General features: G+C 67.5%; 12 protein-coding genes. 7 read left to right on the forward strand and 5 right to left on the reverse strand.

Features of this window, described 5'->3' with window-relative positions:
* Positions 1–57 precede the first annotated feature (57 nt).
* From HEP74_RS08300 to HEP74_RS08315, 4 genes are all read right to left on the reverse strand, one after another.
* Positions 58–402 carry a DUF3301 domain-containing protein gene (locus tag HEP74_RS08300; protein ID WP_184410328.1) on the reverse strand — a complete coding sequence of 115 codons (345 nt, stop codon included), beginning with the start codon at positions 400–402 and terminating at the stop codon, positions 58–60.
* Positions 403–662: 260 nt separating this feature from the next.
* Positions 663–1,754, reverse strand: coding sequence for a DUF2272 domain-containing protein (locus HEP74_RS08305; RefSeq protein ID WP_185816024.1), 1,092 nt, complete (start codon positions 1,752–1,754; stop codon positions 663–665).
* Positions 1,755–1,819: 65 nt separating this feature from the next.
* Positions 1,820–2,698, reverse strand: coding sequence for a carboxylating nicotinate-nucleotide diphosphorylase (nadC, locus tag HEP74_RS08310; protein WP_185816025.1), 879 nt, complete (start codon positions 2,696–2,698; stop codon positions 1,820–1,822).
* Positions 2,695–2,964 carry a Trm112 family protein gene (locus HEP74_RS08315; RefSeq protein WP_039005221.1) on the reverse strand — a complete coding sequence of 90 codons (270 nt, stop codon included), beginning with the start codon at positions 2,962–2,964 and terminating at the stop codon, positions 2,695–2,697. The genes nadC and HEP74_RS08315 overlap by 4 nt, the downstream gene beginning before the upstream one ends.
* A 58-nt stretch (positions 2,965–3,022) precedes the next feature.
* On the opposite strand from HEP74_RS08315, the gene purE reads away from it, so the two are divergent.
* Together purE and HEP74_RS08325 are read left to right on the forward strand one after the other, a co-directional pair.
* The gene (gene purE / locus HEP74_RS08320; protein WP_185816026.1) at positions 3,023–3,526 is read left to right on the forward strand and encodes a 5-(carboxyamino)imidazole ribonucleotide mutase; all 504 of its coding nucleotides are present in this window, start codon (positions 3,023–3,025) and stop codon (positions 3,524–3,526) included.
* Positions 3,523–4,671: a 5-(carboxyamino)imidazole ribonucleotide synthase gene (locus HEP74_RS08325; protein WP_185816027.1), complete on the forward strand. Its 1,149-nt coding sequence runs from the start codon at positions 3,523–3,525 to the stop codon at positions 4,669–4,671. The genes purE and HEP74_RS08325 overlap by 4 nt, the downstream gene beginning before the upstream one ends.
* A 139-nt stretch (positions 4,672–4,810) precedes the next feature.
* On the opposite strand, the gene HEP74_RS08330 is transcribed toward HEP74_RS08325, so the two are convergent.
* Positions 4,811–5,389: a superoxide dismutase gene (locus HEP74_RS08330; protein WP_185816028.1), complete on the reverse strand. Its 579-nt coding sequence runs from the start codon at positions 5,387–5,389 to the stop codon at positions 4,811–4,813.
* 128 nt (positions 5,390–5,517) lie between these two features.
* Between HEP74_RS08330 and grxD the strand changes: the two genes are divergently transcribed.
* The 5 genes from grxD to HEP74_RS08355 all read left to right on the forward strand — a co-directional run bounded on the left by grxD (position 5,518) and on the right by HEP74_RS08355 (position 13,848).
* Positions 5,518–5,838: a Grx4 family monothiol glutaredoxin gene (grxD, locus tag HEP74_RS08335; RefSeq protein WP_179565437.1), complete on the forward strand. Its 321-nt coding sequence runs from the start codon at positions 5,518–5,520 to the stop codon at positions 5,836–5,838.
* An 89-nt stretch (positions 5,839–5,927) separates the two neighbouring features.
* Positions 5,928–6,575 carry an SDR family NAD(P)-dependent oxidoreductase gene (locus HEP74_RS08340; RefSeq protein WP_255427964.1) on the forward strand — a complete coding sequence of 216 codons (648 nt, stop codon included), beginning with the start codon at positions 5,928–5,930 and terminating at the stop codon, positions 6,573–6,575.
* Positions 6,572–7,171 carry a MarC family protein gene (locus HEP74_RS08345; RefSeq protein ID WP_185816030.1) on the forward strand — a complete coding sequence of 200 codons (600 nt, stop codon included), beginning with the start codon at positions 6,572–6,574 and terminating at the stop codon, positions 7,169–7,171. Before HEP74_RS08340 ends, HEP74_RS08345 begins: the two co-directional genes overlap by 4 nt.
* Positions 7,172–7,490: 319 nt before the next feature.
* Positions 7,491–9,872 carry a TonB-dependent receptor gene (locus tag HEP74_RS08350; RefSeq protein ID WP_185816031.1) on the forward strand — a complete coding sequence of 794 codons (2,382 nt, stop codon included), beginning with the start codon at positions 7,491–7,493 and terminating at the stop codon, positions 9,870–9,872.
* A 763-nt stretch (positions 9,873–10,635) separates the two neighbouring features.
* Positions 10,636–13,848, forward strand: a complete 3,213-nt coding sequence (locus HEP74_RS08355) for a TonB-dependent receptor (RefSeq protein WP_185816032.1) — start codon at positions 10,636–10,638, stop codon at positions 13,846–13,848.
* Positions 13,849–13,924: the final 76 nt, after the last annotated feature.

Here is a 13,924-nt window from a genome sequence, read left to right on the forward strand (position 1 = left end):
TCCGCCCTGCGAGAGAGCCCTTGCAGGGTGCGTCTTCGCGAACGACGACCCAGCGCCTCACTCGCGCGGCGCACGTCCTTCGTGCAGCGCCGTCACCGTGGCCACCGAGGGGCCGGTGAAGGCGATCAGCTGGTCGCCGAGCAGCACCAGGCGGCCGCTGTGGCGATCGACGCCATCGTAGGAATAATCGAAGCGGAAGGTCCGCTCGAAACCCAGCCAGCCGCTTGGCAGGCGCCGCAGGCGCAGACCGGTGCCGTGCACGCTCTGGTCTAGCCACTGCACATCGGCGGCCTTGCAGGCATTGCGGCCGAGGCTTTCGGCGCGTTCGGCGGCGGCGCGCGACGCGTTCCAGAACGCGAACACCGCGGCGCCGGCAATCATCAACAGGATCAGGCTAGGCATGCGTCACTGTAGCGAGACGCGGGGTGGAGCGGCAATGCTTGGGTCGGGACTCGGGACTCGGGATTCGGGATTCGGGATTCGAGGCCGGGGCCGGAATTCGAAGAAGCGCCGATTGCGAGCGCGAAGTTTTCGTGTGTGGCTCATGGCCTCTTGTAGGAGCGACTTCAGTCGCGACAGGCCTCACCGACAAAGCCCGCCGCAACCGATGACCCGAGGCGAGTCGGCATGGATCCTGAAGGCCGCAAACAGTCGATAGAACGCTACTGTCCCGGCTGCGGTTCGGTCGCTTGCGGTTGCGGCACGGGCGTCGCCGGCGCAGCGGCCGGTGCAGCTGGCGCCGCGTCGGATGCCGCCGGTGGCACCATCGGCGCAGTGGCCGGCAGCGGGACCTGCGGCGCGGCCGGATCCACGGCGGGAACGACGCCCGGCATCACTGGTGGCTGCAACTGCGCCTGCGGTTGCAACTTCAGCAGCGCCGCCCAGTCCTGGCGATTGAAGTCGCATAGCTCTTCGTGGCCGGGCGTGCACTCCAGGCCGGCACCGTCGTCGCCGACCTGGTCCTGCGCCAGCGGCGCCTCCAGTTGCAGGCGGCCGGCGCGGTCCAGCGGCAGCTTGCGCATGGTCACCGCGTTGAGCACGTTGCCGCCGATCAGGTACAGCGTGTGGTCGCCGCCGACGTTGGCCGCGATCACGATGTCGCAATGCGATTCCCACGGCAGCGCGCCGCCGCGTGCCAGCGCCTCGCGCAGCCCGGTCGCGCCCAGCGGCTGCTTGCGCCCGCGCAGGAAGCACAGCAGGTCGCCCGGCGCGGGTTTGTCCTGCTGCGGGTCGGCATAGCGGTAGGGCAGGCCGTCGGCACCGGCCTGGTAGGCGGCGCGGATGTAGTCGATGTGCCGCACCGAGGTATGGAAGCCGCTGACGCCGGCGCGCACCATCACCCAGGACACGAACGCCGCCGACCACGGGTTGTCGACGATGAACGCGCGGCAGTCCGCTTGCCGGTAGCGCGAACCGTCCAACTGCTGGCAACTGGCGGCGCCGTCGCTGCCGCCCATCGCGCCCAGCGTGCCGCTGTCGCGCCAATAGGCGGCCACACGCTGCCAGGCCTCGATGCCATGATCGGCGAGGTAGCTGCGCTCGGCCTCGGTCACGCGCAAGCCGGCGAGCCGGCCATCGCTGTCGATGAACGGCCGCCACCACAGGCGATGCTCGTTGCAGGCGGTGCGCACGATGGCGACGGCGGCGGGCGTCAGGCCGAAGCGCGGCGGCAGGTCGCACACCTCCGCGGCGGCCGCGCGGCCGGCGGGAAACAGGGCGGCGGCACACAACAACGCGAACCAGGGGCGGGCCATCGGCGAACTCGGTGAATAGGGGATGTCGTGCAGCGTCGCAGAGCGGCGTGGCCGCGGCCGTGAAGTCAGTGCGGCGGCGGTCCCAGCTTCAATGACAGATCTACCGCCTGTACGTGCTTGGTCAGCGCGCCGATGGAGATGCAGTCCACGCCGTCGGCGGCGATCGCGCGCACGCCGTCCAGATCGACGCCGCCGGAGACTTCCAGCGGAATCGCGCGATGGAACGGCGCCGCCGCGGCGATTGCCACCGCTTCTCGGCGCTGCGCCGCGTCGAAATCGTCGATCAGGATGCGGTCGCAGCCGACCGTCAAGGCTTCGCGCAGTTGCGCCAGCGTCTCCACCTCGACCACCAGCGGCAGGTCCGGCCACTGCACGCGCGCGGCCTGCACGGCCGCCGTCAGCGAGCCGGCGGCGTGGATGTGGTTTTCCTTCAGCATCACCGTGTCGTACAGGCCGACGCGGTGGTTGCTGCCGCCGCCGCAGCGCACCGCGTACTTCTGCGCCAGTCGCAGGCCGGGCAGGGTCTTGCGCGTGTCGAGGATGCGCGCGCCGGTGCCGGCGACCGCGGCCACATAGGCGGCGGTGGCGGTGGCGGTGGCGGACAGGGTCTGCAGGAAGTTCAGCGAGGCGCGCTCGGCGCTGACCAGCGCGCGGCTGCGCCCGTGCAGCAGCGCCAGCACCGTGCCGGCGACGACGCGGTCGCCTTCGGCGATGCGCCAGTCGATCCGCACCTGCGGGTCGAGTGCGCGGTGGCAGGCGTCGAACCAGGGCCGGCCGGCGATCACCGCGTCCTGCTTGCACAGCAGGTAGGCGCTGTCGGCGCGATCGGGCAGCAACGCGGCGGTGACGTCGCCGTTGCCGATGTCCTCGGCCAGCGCGCGCGCCACGTCGGCGTCGATCGATGCCTGCGCTGGCGGCTGCAGCGGCGCCGCGGCGCCGCTCATTTGCCGGGGAAGTCGGCGAGCTGGGCGGTGCCGATCGCTTCTTCGGCCAACAGCACCGGGATGCCGTCGTCGACGCGGAACAGCTGCTTGCGGTCGCGGGTGATCAGCGCCTCGCGCAGCGCTTGCGCCTGCGGACTGCCGTCGGCGCGCTGCACGCCGCCGGCGGCGATGGCGCGGTTCAGCGCCTCCAGCCCGCGCGCATCCAGCAGGGCCAGCGGTTGGCGGGTGTCGGGCGAGCACAGCAGGTCGAGCAGTTTGCGATCCATCCGGTCTTCGTCTTGCGTGGAAGACGGCTAGAATACGTCTTTAAGGCAGGGGACGGCCATGACCTCCAAGCAAACCGCGCCGCTCGTCGGCATCGTGATGGGTTCCCGCTCCGACTGGGAGACCATGCAGCATGCGGCGCAGAAACTCGATGCGCTGGGCGTGCCCTATGAAGTGAAGGTGGTGTCTGCGCACCGCACCCCGGACGTGCTGTTCGCCTATGCCGAAGCGGCCTCCAGCCGCGGCCTGCGCGCGATCGTGGCCGGCGCCGGCGGCGCGGCGCATCTGCCGGGCATGCTCGCGGCCAAGACCGCGGTGCCGGTGCTCGGCGTGCCGGTGCAGTCCAAGGCGCTGAACGGTCTGGATTCGCTACTGTCGATCGTGCAGATGCCGGCCGGCATCCCGGTGGCCACATTCGCGATCGGCAACGCCGGTGCGGCCAATGCCGCGCTGTTCGCCGCGGCGATGCTCGCCGCCGAGCACGCCGACATCGCCACCGCGCTGGACGATTTCCGCCAGCGCCAGACCGACGAGGTGATGGCCAAGGACGACCCGCGCCAATGAGCACCACTGTCGGAATCCTGGGCGGTGGCCAGCTGGCGCGGATGATGGCCGTGGCCGGCGCGCCGCTGGGCCTGCGCTTCGTGATGCTGGATACGGTGGCCGACGCCTGCGCCGGGCAGGTCGCGCCGCTGCAGGTCGGCGACTACCGCGACGAGGCGGCGCTGGCCGCGTTCGCGGCCAAGGTCGACGTGGCCACCTTCGATTTCGAGAACGTGCCGGCGGCCAGCGCCGAATGGCTTGCCGGGCAGGTGCCGGTGTTCCCGAACCCGCGCGCGCTGGCGGTGGCGCAGGACCGCCTGGCCGAGAAGACCCTGTTCCGCGAACTGGGTATCCCGGTGCCCGATTTCGCCGCGATCGACAGCCGCGCCGAACTGGACGCGGCGCTGGCGCAGATCGGCACCCCGTGCATTCTGAAGACCCGGCGCCTGGGCTACGACGGCAAGGGCCAGTTCCGGATCAAGTCCGCGGCCGACGCCGATGCGGCCTGGGCCGCGCTGGGCGCGCAGGCGGCTAGCGTGGGCCTGATCGTGGAAGCCTTCGTGCCGTTCCAACGCGAGATCAGCGTGGTCGCGGTGCGCGGCCGCGACGGCGAGTTCCGCACCTGGCCGCTGACCGAGAACTGGCATGTGCAGGGCGTGCTGTCGGCCAGCCTGGCACCGGCGCAGGCCGATGCCGCGCTGGCGCAGGCCGCCATCGCCCACGCGCAGGCGCTGGCCGAGCGGCTGCAGTACGTGGGCGTGTTCGCGCTGGAGCTGTTCTGCCACGACGGCGAACTGCTCGCCAACGAGATGGCGCCGCGGGTGCACAACTCTGGCCACTGGACCATCGAAGGCGCCGAGACCTCGCAGTTCCAGAACCACCTGCGTGCGGTGCTGGGCCTGCCGCTGGGCTCCACGCGCATGCTCGGCCATGCCTGCATGCTCAACTGGATCGGGCAGATGCCTGACGCCGCGCCGGTGCTGGCGCAGCCGGGCGGGCATTGGCACGACTACGGCAAGGAAGCGCGCGAGGGCCGCAAGGTCGGCCACGCCACGCTGCGCGAGGACTCGCCGGCGGCCCTGGCGCAGGCGCTGCAGACGGTTGGCGCGCAATTGCAGCGCGGCGACCAGGTCGCGCCGGTGATCGAGAGGCTGCGCGAAGGCTGAGCGGACTGGGAATGCCGCGCCCGGACTGCGCCTGGGGGCGGCCCGAAAGGGTGGCAACGCCCACGCGGCTACGTGTCAGCCGTCATTCGACCAATCCACGCGGCCGCAGGCCGGTCATCCCCAATCCCCAATCCCGGCCTCACCGCAGATTTGCCGCCACGAACTCCCAGTTCACCAGCTTCCAGAACGCTTCCAGGTAGCGCGTCCGGTCGCCGCGGTAATCGATGTAGTAGGCGTGCTCCCACAGGTCGCAGGCCAGCAGCGGGAGGTCCTCGCCGGTCAGCGGCGAGCCGGCGTTGACGGTAGCGAGCAACGCCAGCGTGGCGTCCGGGCGCTGCACCAGCCAGACCCAACCCGAACCGAACACGGCCAGCGCCATGCGTGCGAACTCGGCCTTGAAGCGGGCGACGTCGCCGAAGCTCTTGGCGATGCGCTCGGCCAGCTCGCCGCCCGGCTCGCCGCCGCCGCGCGGGCGCAGCCCGCGCCAGTAGAACTCGTGGTTCCAGACCTCGGCCGCGTGCTGGAACAGGCGGCCCTGGGTGCGGCGCACCAGATCCTGCAACGGCAGGTCGGCGAATTCGCTGCCGGCGATCTGCGCATTGAGGCGTTCCACCAGCGCGCGCTGGTGCTGGCCATGGTGCTGGTCCAGGGTCTCGGCGGACAGGTGCGGCGCCAGCGCCGCGCGGTCGTACGGCAGGGGAGCGAGTTCGATGGCCATGGATCCTCGGGAGCGGTTTCGGGAGCGCGTTTCGGTACTGCCGTGCGCAGGGCTTACACTATGCGGCTACGCGAAAGTCTAGCCGACCGCCGAGGTCCGTTTTTTCGCCCCAGCAGGAGAAATCCCCCATGCAGGTGATGGAGCGCATCCAGGCCGACGTCGAACACCACCCCATCGTGTTGTTCATGAAGGGCACGCCGCAGTACCCGATGTGCGGCTTTTCCAGTCGCGCGCTGCAGGCCTTGTTGGCCGCCGGCGCCGACCGGCTGCACACCGTCAACGTGCTCGACGAGCCCGAGATCCGCGCCAATCTGCCGCGCTATTCGAACTGGCCGACGTTCCCGCAACTGTTCATCCACGGCGAACTGATCGGCGGCTGCGACATCACCATGGAGCTGTTCGAATCCGGCGAGTTGCAGCGCATCGTGGCCGAGGCCTACCAGCCGTGACAGCGGAGGCGACGCCGCATGCGGGCGCGCTGGCGCAGCGTGTGGTGCTGGTGTGCGGCGCCGCCGGCGGGCTGGGCAGCGCCGCGGCCATGGCCTGCGCCCAGGCCGGCGCCACGGTGGTGCTGCTCGGGCACAAGCCGGCGCGCCTGAACCGGGTCTACGACGCGATCGCCGCCGTCGGCGCGCAACCGCTGCTGTATCCGCTGGACCTGCTCGGCGCCACGCCGGAAGACTATGCGACGCTGGCCGAACGGGTGCAGGCCGAGCTCGGGCGGCTGGACGGACTGCTGCACTGCGCCGCCGATTTCGTCGGCCTGACCCCGTTCGAACACGCCGACCCGGCGCAGTTCGCGCGCGCCATCCACGTCAACTTGACCGCCCCGGGCTGGCTGACCCAGGCCTGCCTGCCGCTGCTGAAGCAGGCGCCCGACGCGGCGATCGTGTTCGCGCTCGATGACCCGGCGCGTGTCGGCCAGGCCTACTGGGGCGGCTACGGCGTGGCCCAGCATGGCCGCCGCGGCCTGCTGGCGACCCTGCACGGCGAACTGGCCGCATCGACGGTGCGCGTGGCCGGGTTGCAACCCGGACCGATGCGCACCGCGCTGCGCGCACGCGCCTACACCCACCAGGAAGACTTCGAAGCGGTCGATCCGGCGCACTACGCCGCCGCCTGCGTGCAACTGCTGTCGTCCGCCGGCGCCGCGCACCGCGGCGCGATCTGGAATCCCCTGGCATGACCATCCTGTCGGCAGCCCTGCTGCTGTTCCTGATCCTCGATCCGCTGGGCAACATCCCGGTGTTCCTCAGCGTGCTCAAGCCGCTGCCGGCCAAGCGCCAGCGCGTGGTGTTGGCGCGCGAACTGCTGATCGCGCTGGGCGTGCTGATGGCGTTCCTGTGGGGCGGCAAGTACGCGCTGGAAGTGATGCACCTGCGCCAGGAATCGGTGGCGATCGCCGGCGGCATCGTGCTGTTCCTGATCGGCATCCGCATGATCTTCCCGCGCCCGGAAGGGTTGATGGGCGAGATTCCCGACGGCGAGCCGTTCATCGTGCCGCTGGCGATTCCGCTGGTGGCCGGGCCGTCGGGCATGGCCGCGGTGATGCTGATGGGCAGCAACGAACCCACCCGCCTGGGCGAATGGAGCCTGGCGCTGATCCTGGCCTGGATCGGCACCTCGGCGCTGCTGTTTGCCGGCACGCTGCTGTACAAGCTGCTCGGCATGCGCGTGCTGATCGCGGTCGAACGGCTGATGGGCATGCTGCTGGTGGCGATCTCGGTGCAGATGTTCCTGGACGGCCTAGGCGTCTATCTGAAGCTGCCGGTCGCCGGCTGAGCGGGCGACGCCGCCGCTCCCACGGCGTGTGTTCGCGCCGCGGTCCGCTGCGCCTGTGCCACGCCTGTCGATGCGCGCCAGTGCTGCGACATGCTGGGCGTTTGCGGCAATTCGATGACATGTGCGGCGCTTTTTTGTGCCGCCGTGTGTCGGTGCGTGGCGCCAGATTAAGTTCCTGTAAACGCCCGAGGCATACGCGGGCGAAATAGCCCGCCTACCGTAGCGCCTTCCGAAGCGGTGGGCGCGCGTGCGCCGTGTCCATGCCAATCGCGCCACCGCTCTCTGCCGCTCCCACGTTAGCCACAGAGGCGTTCGCCCGATGAAGTCCCGTTCCGCACACCGTATTTCCACTCTTTGCCTGGCGCTGGCGACCGCGCTTTCGGCGCATCCGGCCCTGGCCCAGGACGCCGGCGCCGACACTGCGGAGCAGCGTGTCACCGCCTCCAGTACTTCCAACACCACCGCCGCCTACGAGACCAAGCGCGTGCAGCAGCTGGACAAGGTCAACGTCAATGCCGACAAGAGCAGCTACGTGCTCGGCGGCGGCAACATGACCGTGCAGACCGCCAGCAAGGCGATTTCCACGGTGACCCGCGAGGCCATCGCGCAGGCGTCCGGCGGCAGCAACTTCACCCAGATGATCGATGCAATCCCGGGCGTGGACGCCGCCACCAGCGACGTGACAGGACTCAACAATGGCAACTACAGCCTGCGCGGCTTCGACTCCTCCGCGATCGGCATCACCGTCAATGGCGCGCCGGTGACCGACAGCGGCAGCTACTCGGTCTACGCCACCGAATACGGAGATGCCGAGAACTACAACGACATCACCGTCACCCAGGGCACGCCCAACGTGGACCAGCCGGAAATGGGCGCCACCGGCGGCCAGATCGCCTGGTCGACGATCGACCCGAGCCACACGTTCGGCGTGGACTTCACCCAGAGCTTCGGCAGCAACGACTATCGGCGCACCTTCGTGCGCGTGAACACCGGCGATACCGGCGCAGTGCGTTCGTGGGTGTCGTTCTCGACCAACAGCGCCGACAAGTGGAAGGGCAACGGCGACATGTCGGTCAACAAGATCGACGGCAAGAGCGTGTGGGACATCAGCCCCGGCAACTCGATCAGCGCCTCGTTCCAGTACAACCGCCAGTCCAATTACTCCTACAACACCGCCAGCAAGGCGCAGCTGGCCAGCGATTACGATTACGACTACAACGACACCTGGGGCGGCGGCAGCACGTCGGCCGACCAGTCCTACTGGAAGCTGCGGCGCAATCCGTACAAGAGCCTGCTGGCCAGCCTGGACGGCGAGTTCACCCTGAGCGACAGCCTGCGCCTGTCGGTGGTGCCGTACGTGTGGTGGGGCGACGGCGGCGGTTCCAGCGCCGCGTCGGTATATCCGTCCACCAGCAGCGGCAACGTCTATGGCTACTCCAGCGGCGTGAGCGGCAGTCGCGACGTCGACTACACCTATTCCTACTCCAGCACGGTGCGTCCGGGCGTGGTCGCCAAGTTCTTCCAGGACATCGGCATGGACCACAACCTGGTCTATGGCCTGTGGTACGACCGTTCGCGCAAGAGCCAGAACAACAGCATCGTCAAGACCGACCAGAGCACCGGCCAGGCCTGCGACATCTGGGCCGACAGCGACGATTGCTTCCTGACCTACGCCGATGGCCAGGTGCAGCAGAGCTACCGTACCTACACCGTCACCGACGTGCAGAAGTACTTCATCCAGGACAACTGGACCCCGGCCGACGACTGGGCGGTCAACTACGGCGTGTCCTGGATCCATGCCACGCGTAAGGGCCACAACTACCAGTGGCCGGATACCGCCAAGGAGATCGGCGTGGACTTCGACAACAGCTACAGCAAACTGCTGCCGGCCTTCGGCATCAAGTACGCGCCGGATAGCCGCAACCAGTTCTACTACGGCGTGGCCAAGACCTTCCGCGTACCGGCGACCAATTCGATTTCGGTGAACCTGTCGGCCGCGCAGGAGATTCCGGAGCCGGAATCGGCCTGGACCCACGACTTGGGCTGGCGCTACTACGGCGACCGCTTCTCGCTGTCGGCCATGCTGTACCAGAGCAACTACAGCAACAAGCAGATGTCCAGCTACGACCAGGCCACGGCGCTGACCACCTACATCTCGATCGGCAAGGTGCGCATGCGCGGCTTCAACAGCGAGGCCAGCTACAACATCACCGACAATCTCAAACTGTACGGCTCCTACACCTACACCCAGGCCAAGATCCTGAGCGACACCCTGGCGGTGGGCACGTCCAAGGGCATCTACGACTATGCGGTCGGTGGCAAGCAGCTGGCCAATACGCCGAAGAACCTGGCCAACCTGCGCCTGAGCTACAGCATCGGCGACTTCTGGGTCGCGCTGAAGGGCCGTTACTCCGGTTCGCGTTACGGCGACTACATGAACACCGAACGGGTAGGGGGCTACACCACCTTTGGCGCCGACGCCGGTTACGCGTTCGCCGACTGGGGCTGGCTGAAGAAGCCGTCGATCAAGCTCAATCTGTACAACCTGACCGACAAGCAGGCGGTCACTTGGGCCAGCACCACGCAGGTGTTGGCGGCTTCCGGCGCCAGCGAGTATCCGGACGTGGTGTCCACCGGCACCCCGTACTACTCCGTGTTGGAGCCGCGCGCGTTCGCGGTAACCTTCGGCGGTTCGTTCTGAGGAACGGCCGAGCCCCATACCGGGGCTGGAAACGGAAAGCAGTGCAAACGGCCGGGGCCTAGCCCCGGCCGTTTGCGTTTTTTGCGGGCTTGCTCCGCCGTCAGGCCGTGCCAAGCCCGCCACGGGACTGTTGCAGTGTGCGGATATCTGCATCGAATCCTTGTCGGGTCGTTGCCCATGGCTGCCCTCGCCAAGCCGTTTCCGGATCGGTCGGGTACCTGGGTGAGGGGCGCTCGCAGCACCATGCGGCGTGCCGGAGTGCGAGCCGCCACCGTCTCGGTTGCGGAGCCGGGCGGGCGACCGTTAGCCCGGCCACCAGTCATGGGACAGGCGAGATACGCGAGCGCCTGCGTATCACCGCCAGGCGGTCCGGAAACGGCGCTGATTGCTGTGTCCGCTCCCCTCGTGAGCCGACGATTCGAGCAAATCCTGCGCAGCCGACGCTACCGGCCAAACCATCGAGTATCTGCACTACCTGAGCCGGCGATGCGGGCCCCGAGGCATGCGCGGCGGTGTCACCCAGTGTCCTGCACCGACATGGGAACTGCGATCCATGTCGTGTCATGTCCGTCTATGCTGGTTTGTCACGTTTCGGCAACAAATCGGCCCTATGGTGTTAAACTCACGTTAACCCTTGCGGGGGATCCAGCAAGGGGGCACGAACCTCATTCCGCTGCCGTGCGTCGACCAAGGACGGCTAGCTATGCGCATTTCGTCAACTTCCATCGAGGCTATTGCAATGACTCAACCCCGCCGTCTCCGGATGTCCAAGCTCACCCTTGGCCTCGTTGCTGCGCTTGCCGCCGCCCCTGTGTTCGCCCAGAGCACCTCCGCCGGCGTCGGCGGTTTGGTCACCCACGATGGCCAGCCTGTGGTCGGCGCCGAAGTGACCATCACCCACGCCGAATCGGGCACGGTCAGCCGCGCCACCACGGACGCCAGCGGCCGCTACAACGCGCGCGGCCTGCGCGTCGGTGGCCCGTACACCATCACCATCACCAAGCCCGGCGAAGGCACCAAGACCGAAGACGGTGTGTACCTGAGCGTGAATCAGACCGCCAGCGTCAACGCCGCGCTGAGCGGCGACGTGACGACGCTGCAGACGGTGAACGCGGTTGCGGTCGCCGGCGGTTCCGACATGTTCAGCGCCACCAAGATGGGCGCGGGCACCAACGTCGGCCGCGAGCAGATCGAGTCGCTGCCGTCGGTCAACGGCAATATCCAGGACTACATGCGCCTGGATCCGCGCGTGGCCTTCGTCGATCGCGCGTCCGGCACCATCAGCGCCGGCGGCCTGAACCCGCGTTACAACTCGATCAATATCGACGGCGTCTCGGCCAGCGACACGTTCGGCCTGGAAGGCAACAACATGACCACCCGGCGCCAGCCGGTGTCGATGGAAGCCATCGAAGCGCTGGACGTCAACCTGTCCAACTACGACGTCAGCATCGCCAGCGCCGCCGGCGCCACCGTCAATGCGGTGACCAAGTCCGGTACCAACGAGTTCCATGGTTCGGTCTACGGCTACATGCGCGATGGCGACTGGTTCGGCGACAACCCGGACGGCAGCAAGTTCAACGGCTTCACCAAGGAAAAGACCTACGGCGCCACCTTCGGCGGCCCGATCGTCAAGGACAAGCTGTTCTTCTTCGCCAACTACGAAAAGTTCCAGCAGGACGCGCCTGGCCTCGACCTGGGCAGCACCGCGCTGGGCAAGGCCAACGCCAAGTACACCCTGGCGGACGTGGCGCGTGCGCAGCAGATCGCGCAAAACTACGGCTTCGACGCCGGTTCGCTCGACAGCAACGGCAATACCGATCTCGAGGAATACGCGCTCAAGCTCGACTGGAACATCAACGACAACCACCGCGCCAGCTTCCGCTACAGCAAGCTCGACCAGAGCAAGCTGCGCATCAACGGCGCCAGCAGCACCAGCCAGGCCTCGCTGAGCTCGTACTGGTACCAGCACGAGAAGACCGTCGAGAGCTACGTCGGCCAGCTGTTCAGTGACTGGTCCGAGAACTTCTCCACGGAGTTCAAGGCGTCTTACCGCGATTACTCCGCGATCCGCGTGGTGCCGACCGACGCCCCCAGCGTCGCGATCTACTTCGACGGCACCGTCGCCGCGCCGACCGGCGACGTGCTGTTCCTCGGCACCGAAACCAACTCGCAGGGCAACATCCTCACCACCAAGACCTGGAACTACTACGGCGCCGGCACCCTGACCCTCGGCAACCACGACCTGAAGTTCGGCGTCGACTACACCACCAACGACGTCTACAACCTGTTCGGCCGCAACAGCTGGGGCGTGTACACGTTCCTGGGCCTGGACAACTTCGCCAATGGCCGCTGGAGTTCCTACCAGCTCAACAGCGAGCGCACCCCGGGTTCGATCGCGGCCGACTACAAGAACGACAATCTCGGCCTGTTCATCCAGGACACCTGGTATGTCAACAACAACCTGACCCTGACCCTGGGCCTGCGCGGCGACCGCCCGGGCGTCAGTCCGGATCCGACCTATAACGCGGCCGCCCAGGCGTACTTCGGCTACGACAACAGCAAGGTGTTCGGCGGCGATTTCCTGATCCAGCCGCGCTTCGGCTTCAACTACACGTTCGACACCGACCGTCCGACCCAGTTGCGCGGTGGCGTGGGCCTGTTCCAGGGCGATGCGCCGCAGGTGTGGATCGGCAACAGCTACTCCAATACCGGGTTCAACTACAACGCCTACAGCTATACCGCCTATAACCCGGCGTTGCCGTTCAGCCCGAACAAGGACACGCAGCCGATTCCGACCGCGCCGGGTTCCGCCACCCAGGGCGTCAGCTTCGTCGGCAACGATTTCAAGCTGCCGTCGCTGTACAAGGCCAACCTCGCGCTCGACCACGAAACCCCGTGGTACGGCATCGTGGCGTCGGCCGAGTTGCTGGTGACCAAGGTCAAGAACGGCCTGTACTACAAGAGCCTGAACATCGGTCGGGTGAACAACCCGGGCGAGGACCCGGCCCCGGCCTACTACGGCCCGGATGGCCGTGCGCTGTACTGGAACCCGTCGCAGACCGGCCGCGCGTGGGCCGCCGGCAACAACCGCTACAACCGCAACGGCGCCTACAGCGACGTCTTCCTGATCGAGAACACCGACAAGGGCAAGACCCAGCAGTTCACCGTGTCGCTGTCCAAGCCGTTCAGCGAAGGCGGCGACTGGTCGTGGAACCTGGGCTACACCTATACCCACGCCACCGAAGTCGGTTCGCTGACCAGCTCCACCGCCAGCTCCGGCTGGGGCTATCAGTACGCCTTCAACGCCAACTCGGAAACCGAGAACACGTCGCGCTACGAGATCAAGGACCGTATCTCCGGTTCGCTGAACTGGAAGCACAAGTTCTTCAGCGACTATGAAACCCGCGTGGGCCTGGTGTACGAAGGCCGCAGCGGCCGTCCGTACAGCTACGTGTACAACGGCGACGCCAATGGCGACAGCCGTTCGACCAACGACCTGTTCTACGTGCCGAAGGGTCCGGGCGACGTGCTGTTCGGTAACCTCAGCAGCACCGGCGCGTTCACCGCCAACCCGGCGCTGGAGAAGCAGTTCTTCGATTGGCTGGCGCAGAATCCGCAGCTGGCCAAGTACGCGGGCAGCTACGCGCCGGCCAATGGCTTCCGGTCTTCCTGGATCAACACCTTCGACGTGCACATCAGCCAGCAGCTGCCGGGCTTCTTCAAGGGCCACAAGTCCGAGGTGTGGCTGGACATCCAGAATGTCGGCAACCTGCTGAACAAGAAGTGGGGCCAGATCTACGACTACGGCTTCTTCGCAGATGCGCGCGTGGCGAACCTGCAGGGCATCTACAACGGCAAGTACGTGTACAACACCCTGTACACCGACCAGCCGTCCGCCGCCAATGCCGATGCCGACGGTTTCAACACCGGCGTTTCGCAGTGGTCGCTGAACCTGGGCTTCCGTTACGAGTTCTGATCCGCTCGCAACCGCAGCGGTACAAGCGAACGGCCGGGGCAACCCGGCCGTTTTCTTTTGCGGGGGCTGACGCTAA

The organism is Xanthomonas sp. SS, from assembly GCF_014236835.1.
Classification (GTDB): Bacteria; Pseudomonadota; Gammaproteobacteria; order Xanthomonadales; family Xanthomonadaceae; genus Xanthomonas_A.

What these genes read in the sequence shown, in the direction of transcription:
- HEP74_RS08300 (WP_184410328.1), bottom strand. Translation starts at nt 402, where the DNA reads ATGCCTAGCCTGATCCTGTTGATGATTGCCGGCGCCGCGGTGTTCGCG.
- HEP74_RS08305 (WP_185816024.1), bottom strand. Translation starts at nt 1,754, where the DNA reads ATGGCCCGCCCCTGGTTCGCGTTGTTGTGTGCCGCCGCCCTGTTTCCC.
- nadC (WP_185816025.1), bottom strand. Translation starts at nt 2,698, where the DNA reads ATGAGCGGCGCCGCGGCGCCGCTGCAGCCGCCAGCGCAGGCATCGATC.
- HEP74_RS08315 (WP_039005221.1), bottom strand. Translation starts at nt 2,964, where the DNA reads ATGGATCGCAAACTGCTCGACCTGCTGTGCTCGCCCGACACCCGCCAA.
- purE (WP_185816026.1), top strand. Translation starts at nt 3,023, where the DNA reads ATGACCTCCAAGCAAACCGCGCCGCTCGTCGGCATCGTGATGGGTTCC.
- HEP74_RS08325 (WP_185816027.1), top strand. Translation starts at nt 3,523, where the DNA reads ATGAGCACCACTGTCGGAATCCTGGGCGGTGGCCAGCTGGCGCGGATG.
- HEP74_RS08330 (WP_185816028.1), bottom strand. Translation starts at nt 5,389, where the DNA reads ATGGCCATCGAACTCGCTCCCCTGCCGTACGACCGCGCGGCGCTGGCG.
- grxD (WP_179565437.1), top strand. Translation starts at nt 5,518, where the DNA reads ATGCAGGTGATGGAGCGCATCCAGGCCGACGTCGAACACCACCCCATC.
- HEP74_RS08340 (WP_255427964.1), top strand. Translation starts at nt 5,928, where the DNA reads ATGGCCTGCGCCCAGGCCGGCGCCACGGTGGTGCTGCTCGGGCACAAG.
- HEP74_RS08345 (WP_185816030.1), top strand. Translation starts at nt 6,572, where the DNA reads ATGACCATCCTGTCGGCAGCCCTGCTGCTGTTCCTGATCCTCGATCCG.
- HEP74_RS08350 (WP_185816031.1), top strand. Translation starts at nt 7,491, where the DNA reads ATGAAGTCCCGTTCCGCACACCGTATTTCCACTCTTTGCCTGGCGCTG.
- HEP74_RS08355 (WP_185816032.1), top strand. Translation starts at nt 10,636, where the DNA reads ATGTCCAAGCTCACCCTTGGCCTCGTTGCTGCGCTTGCCGCCGCCCCT.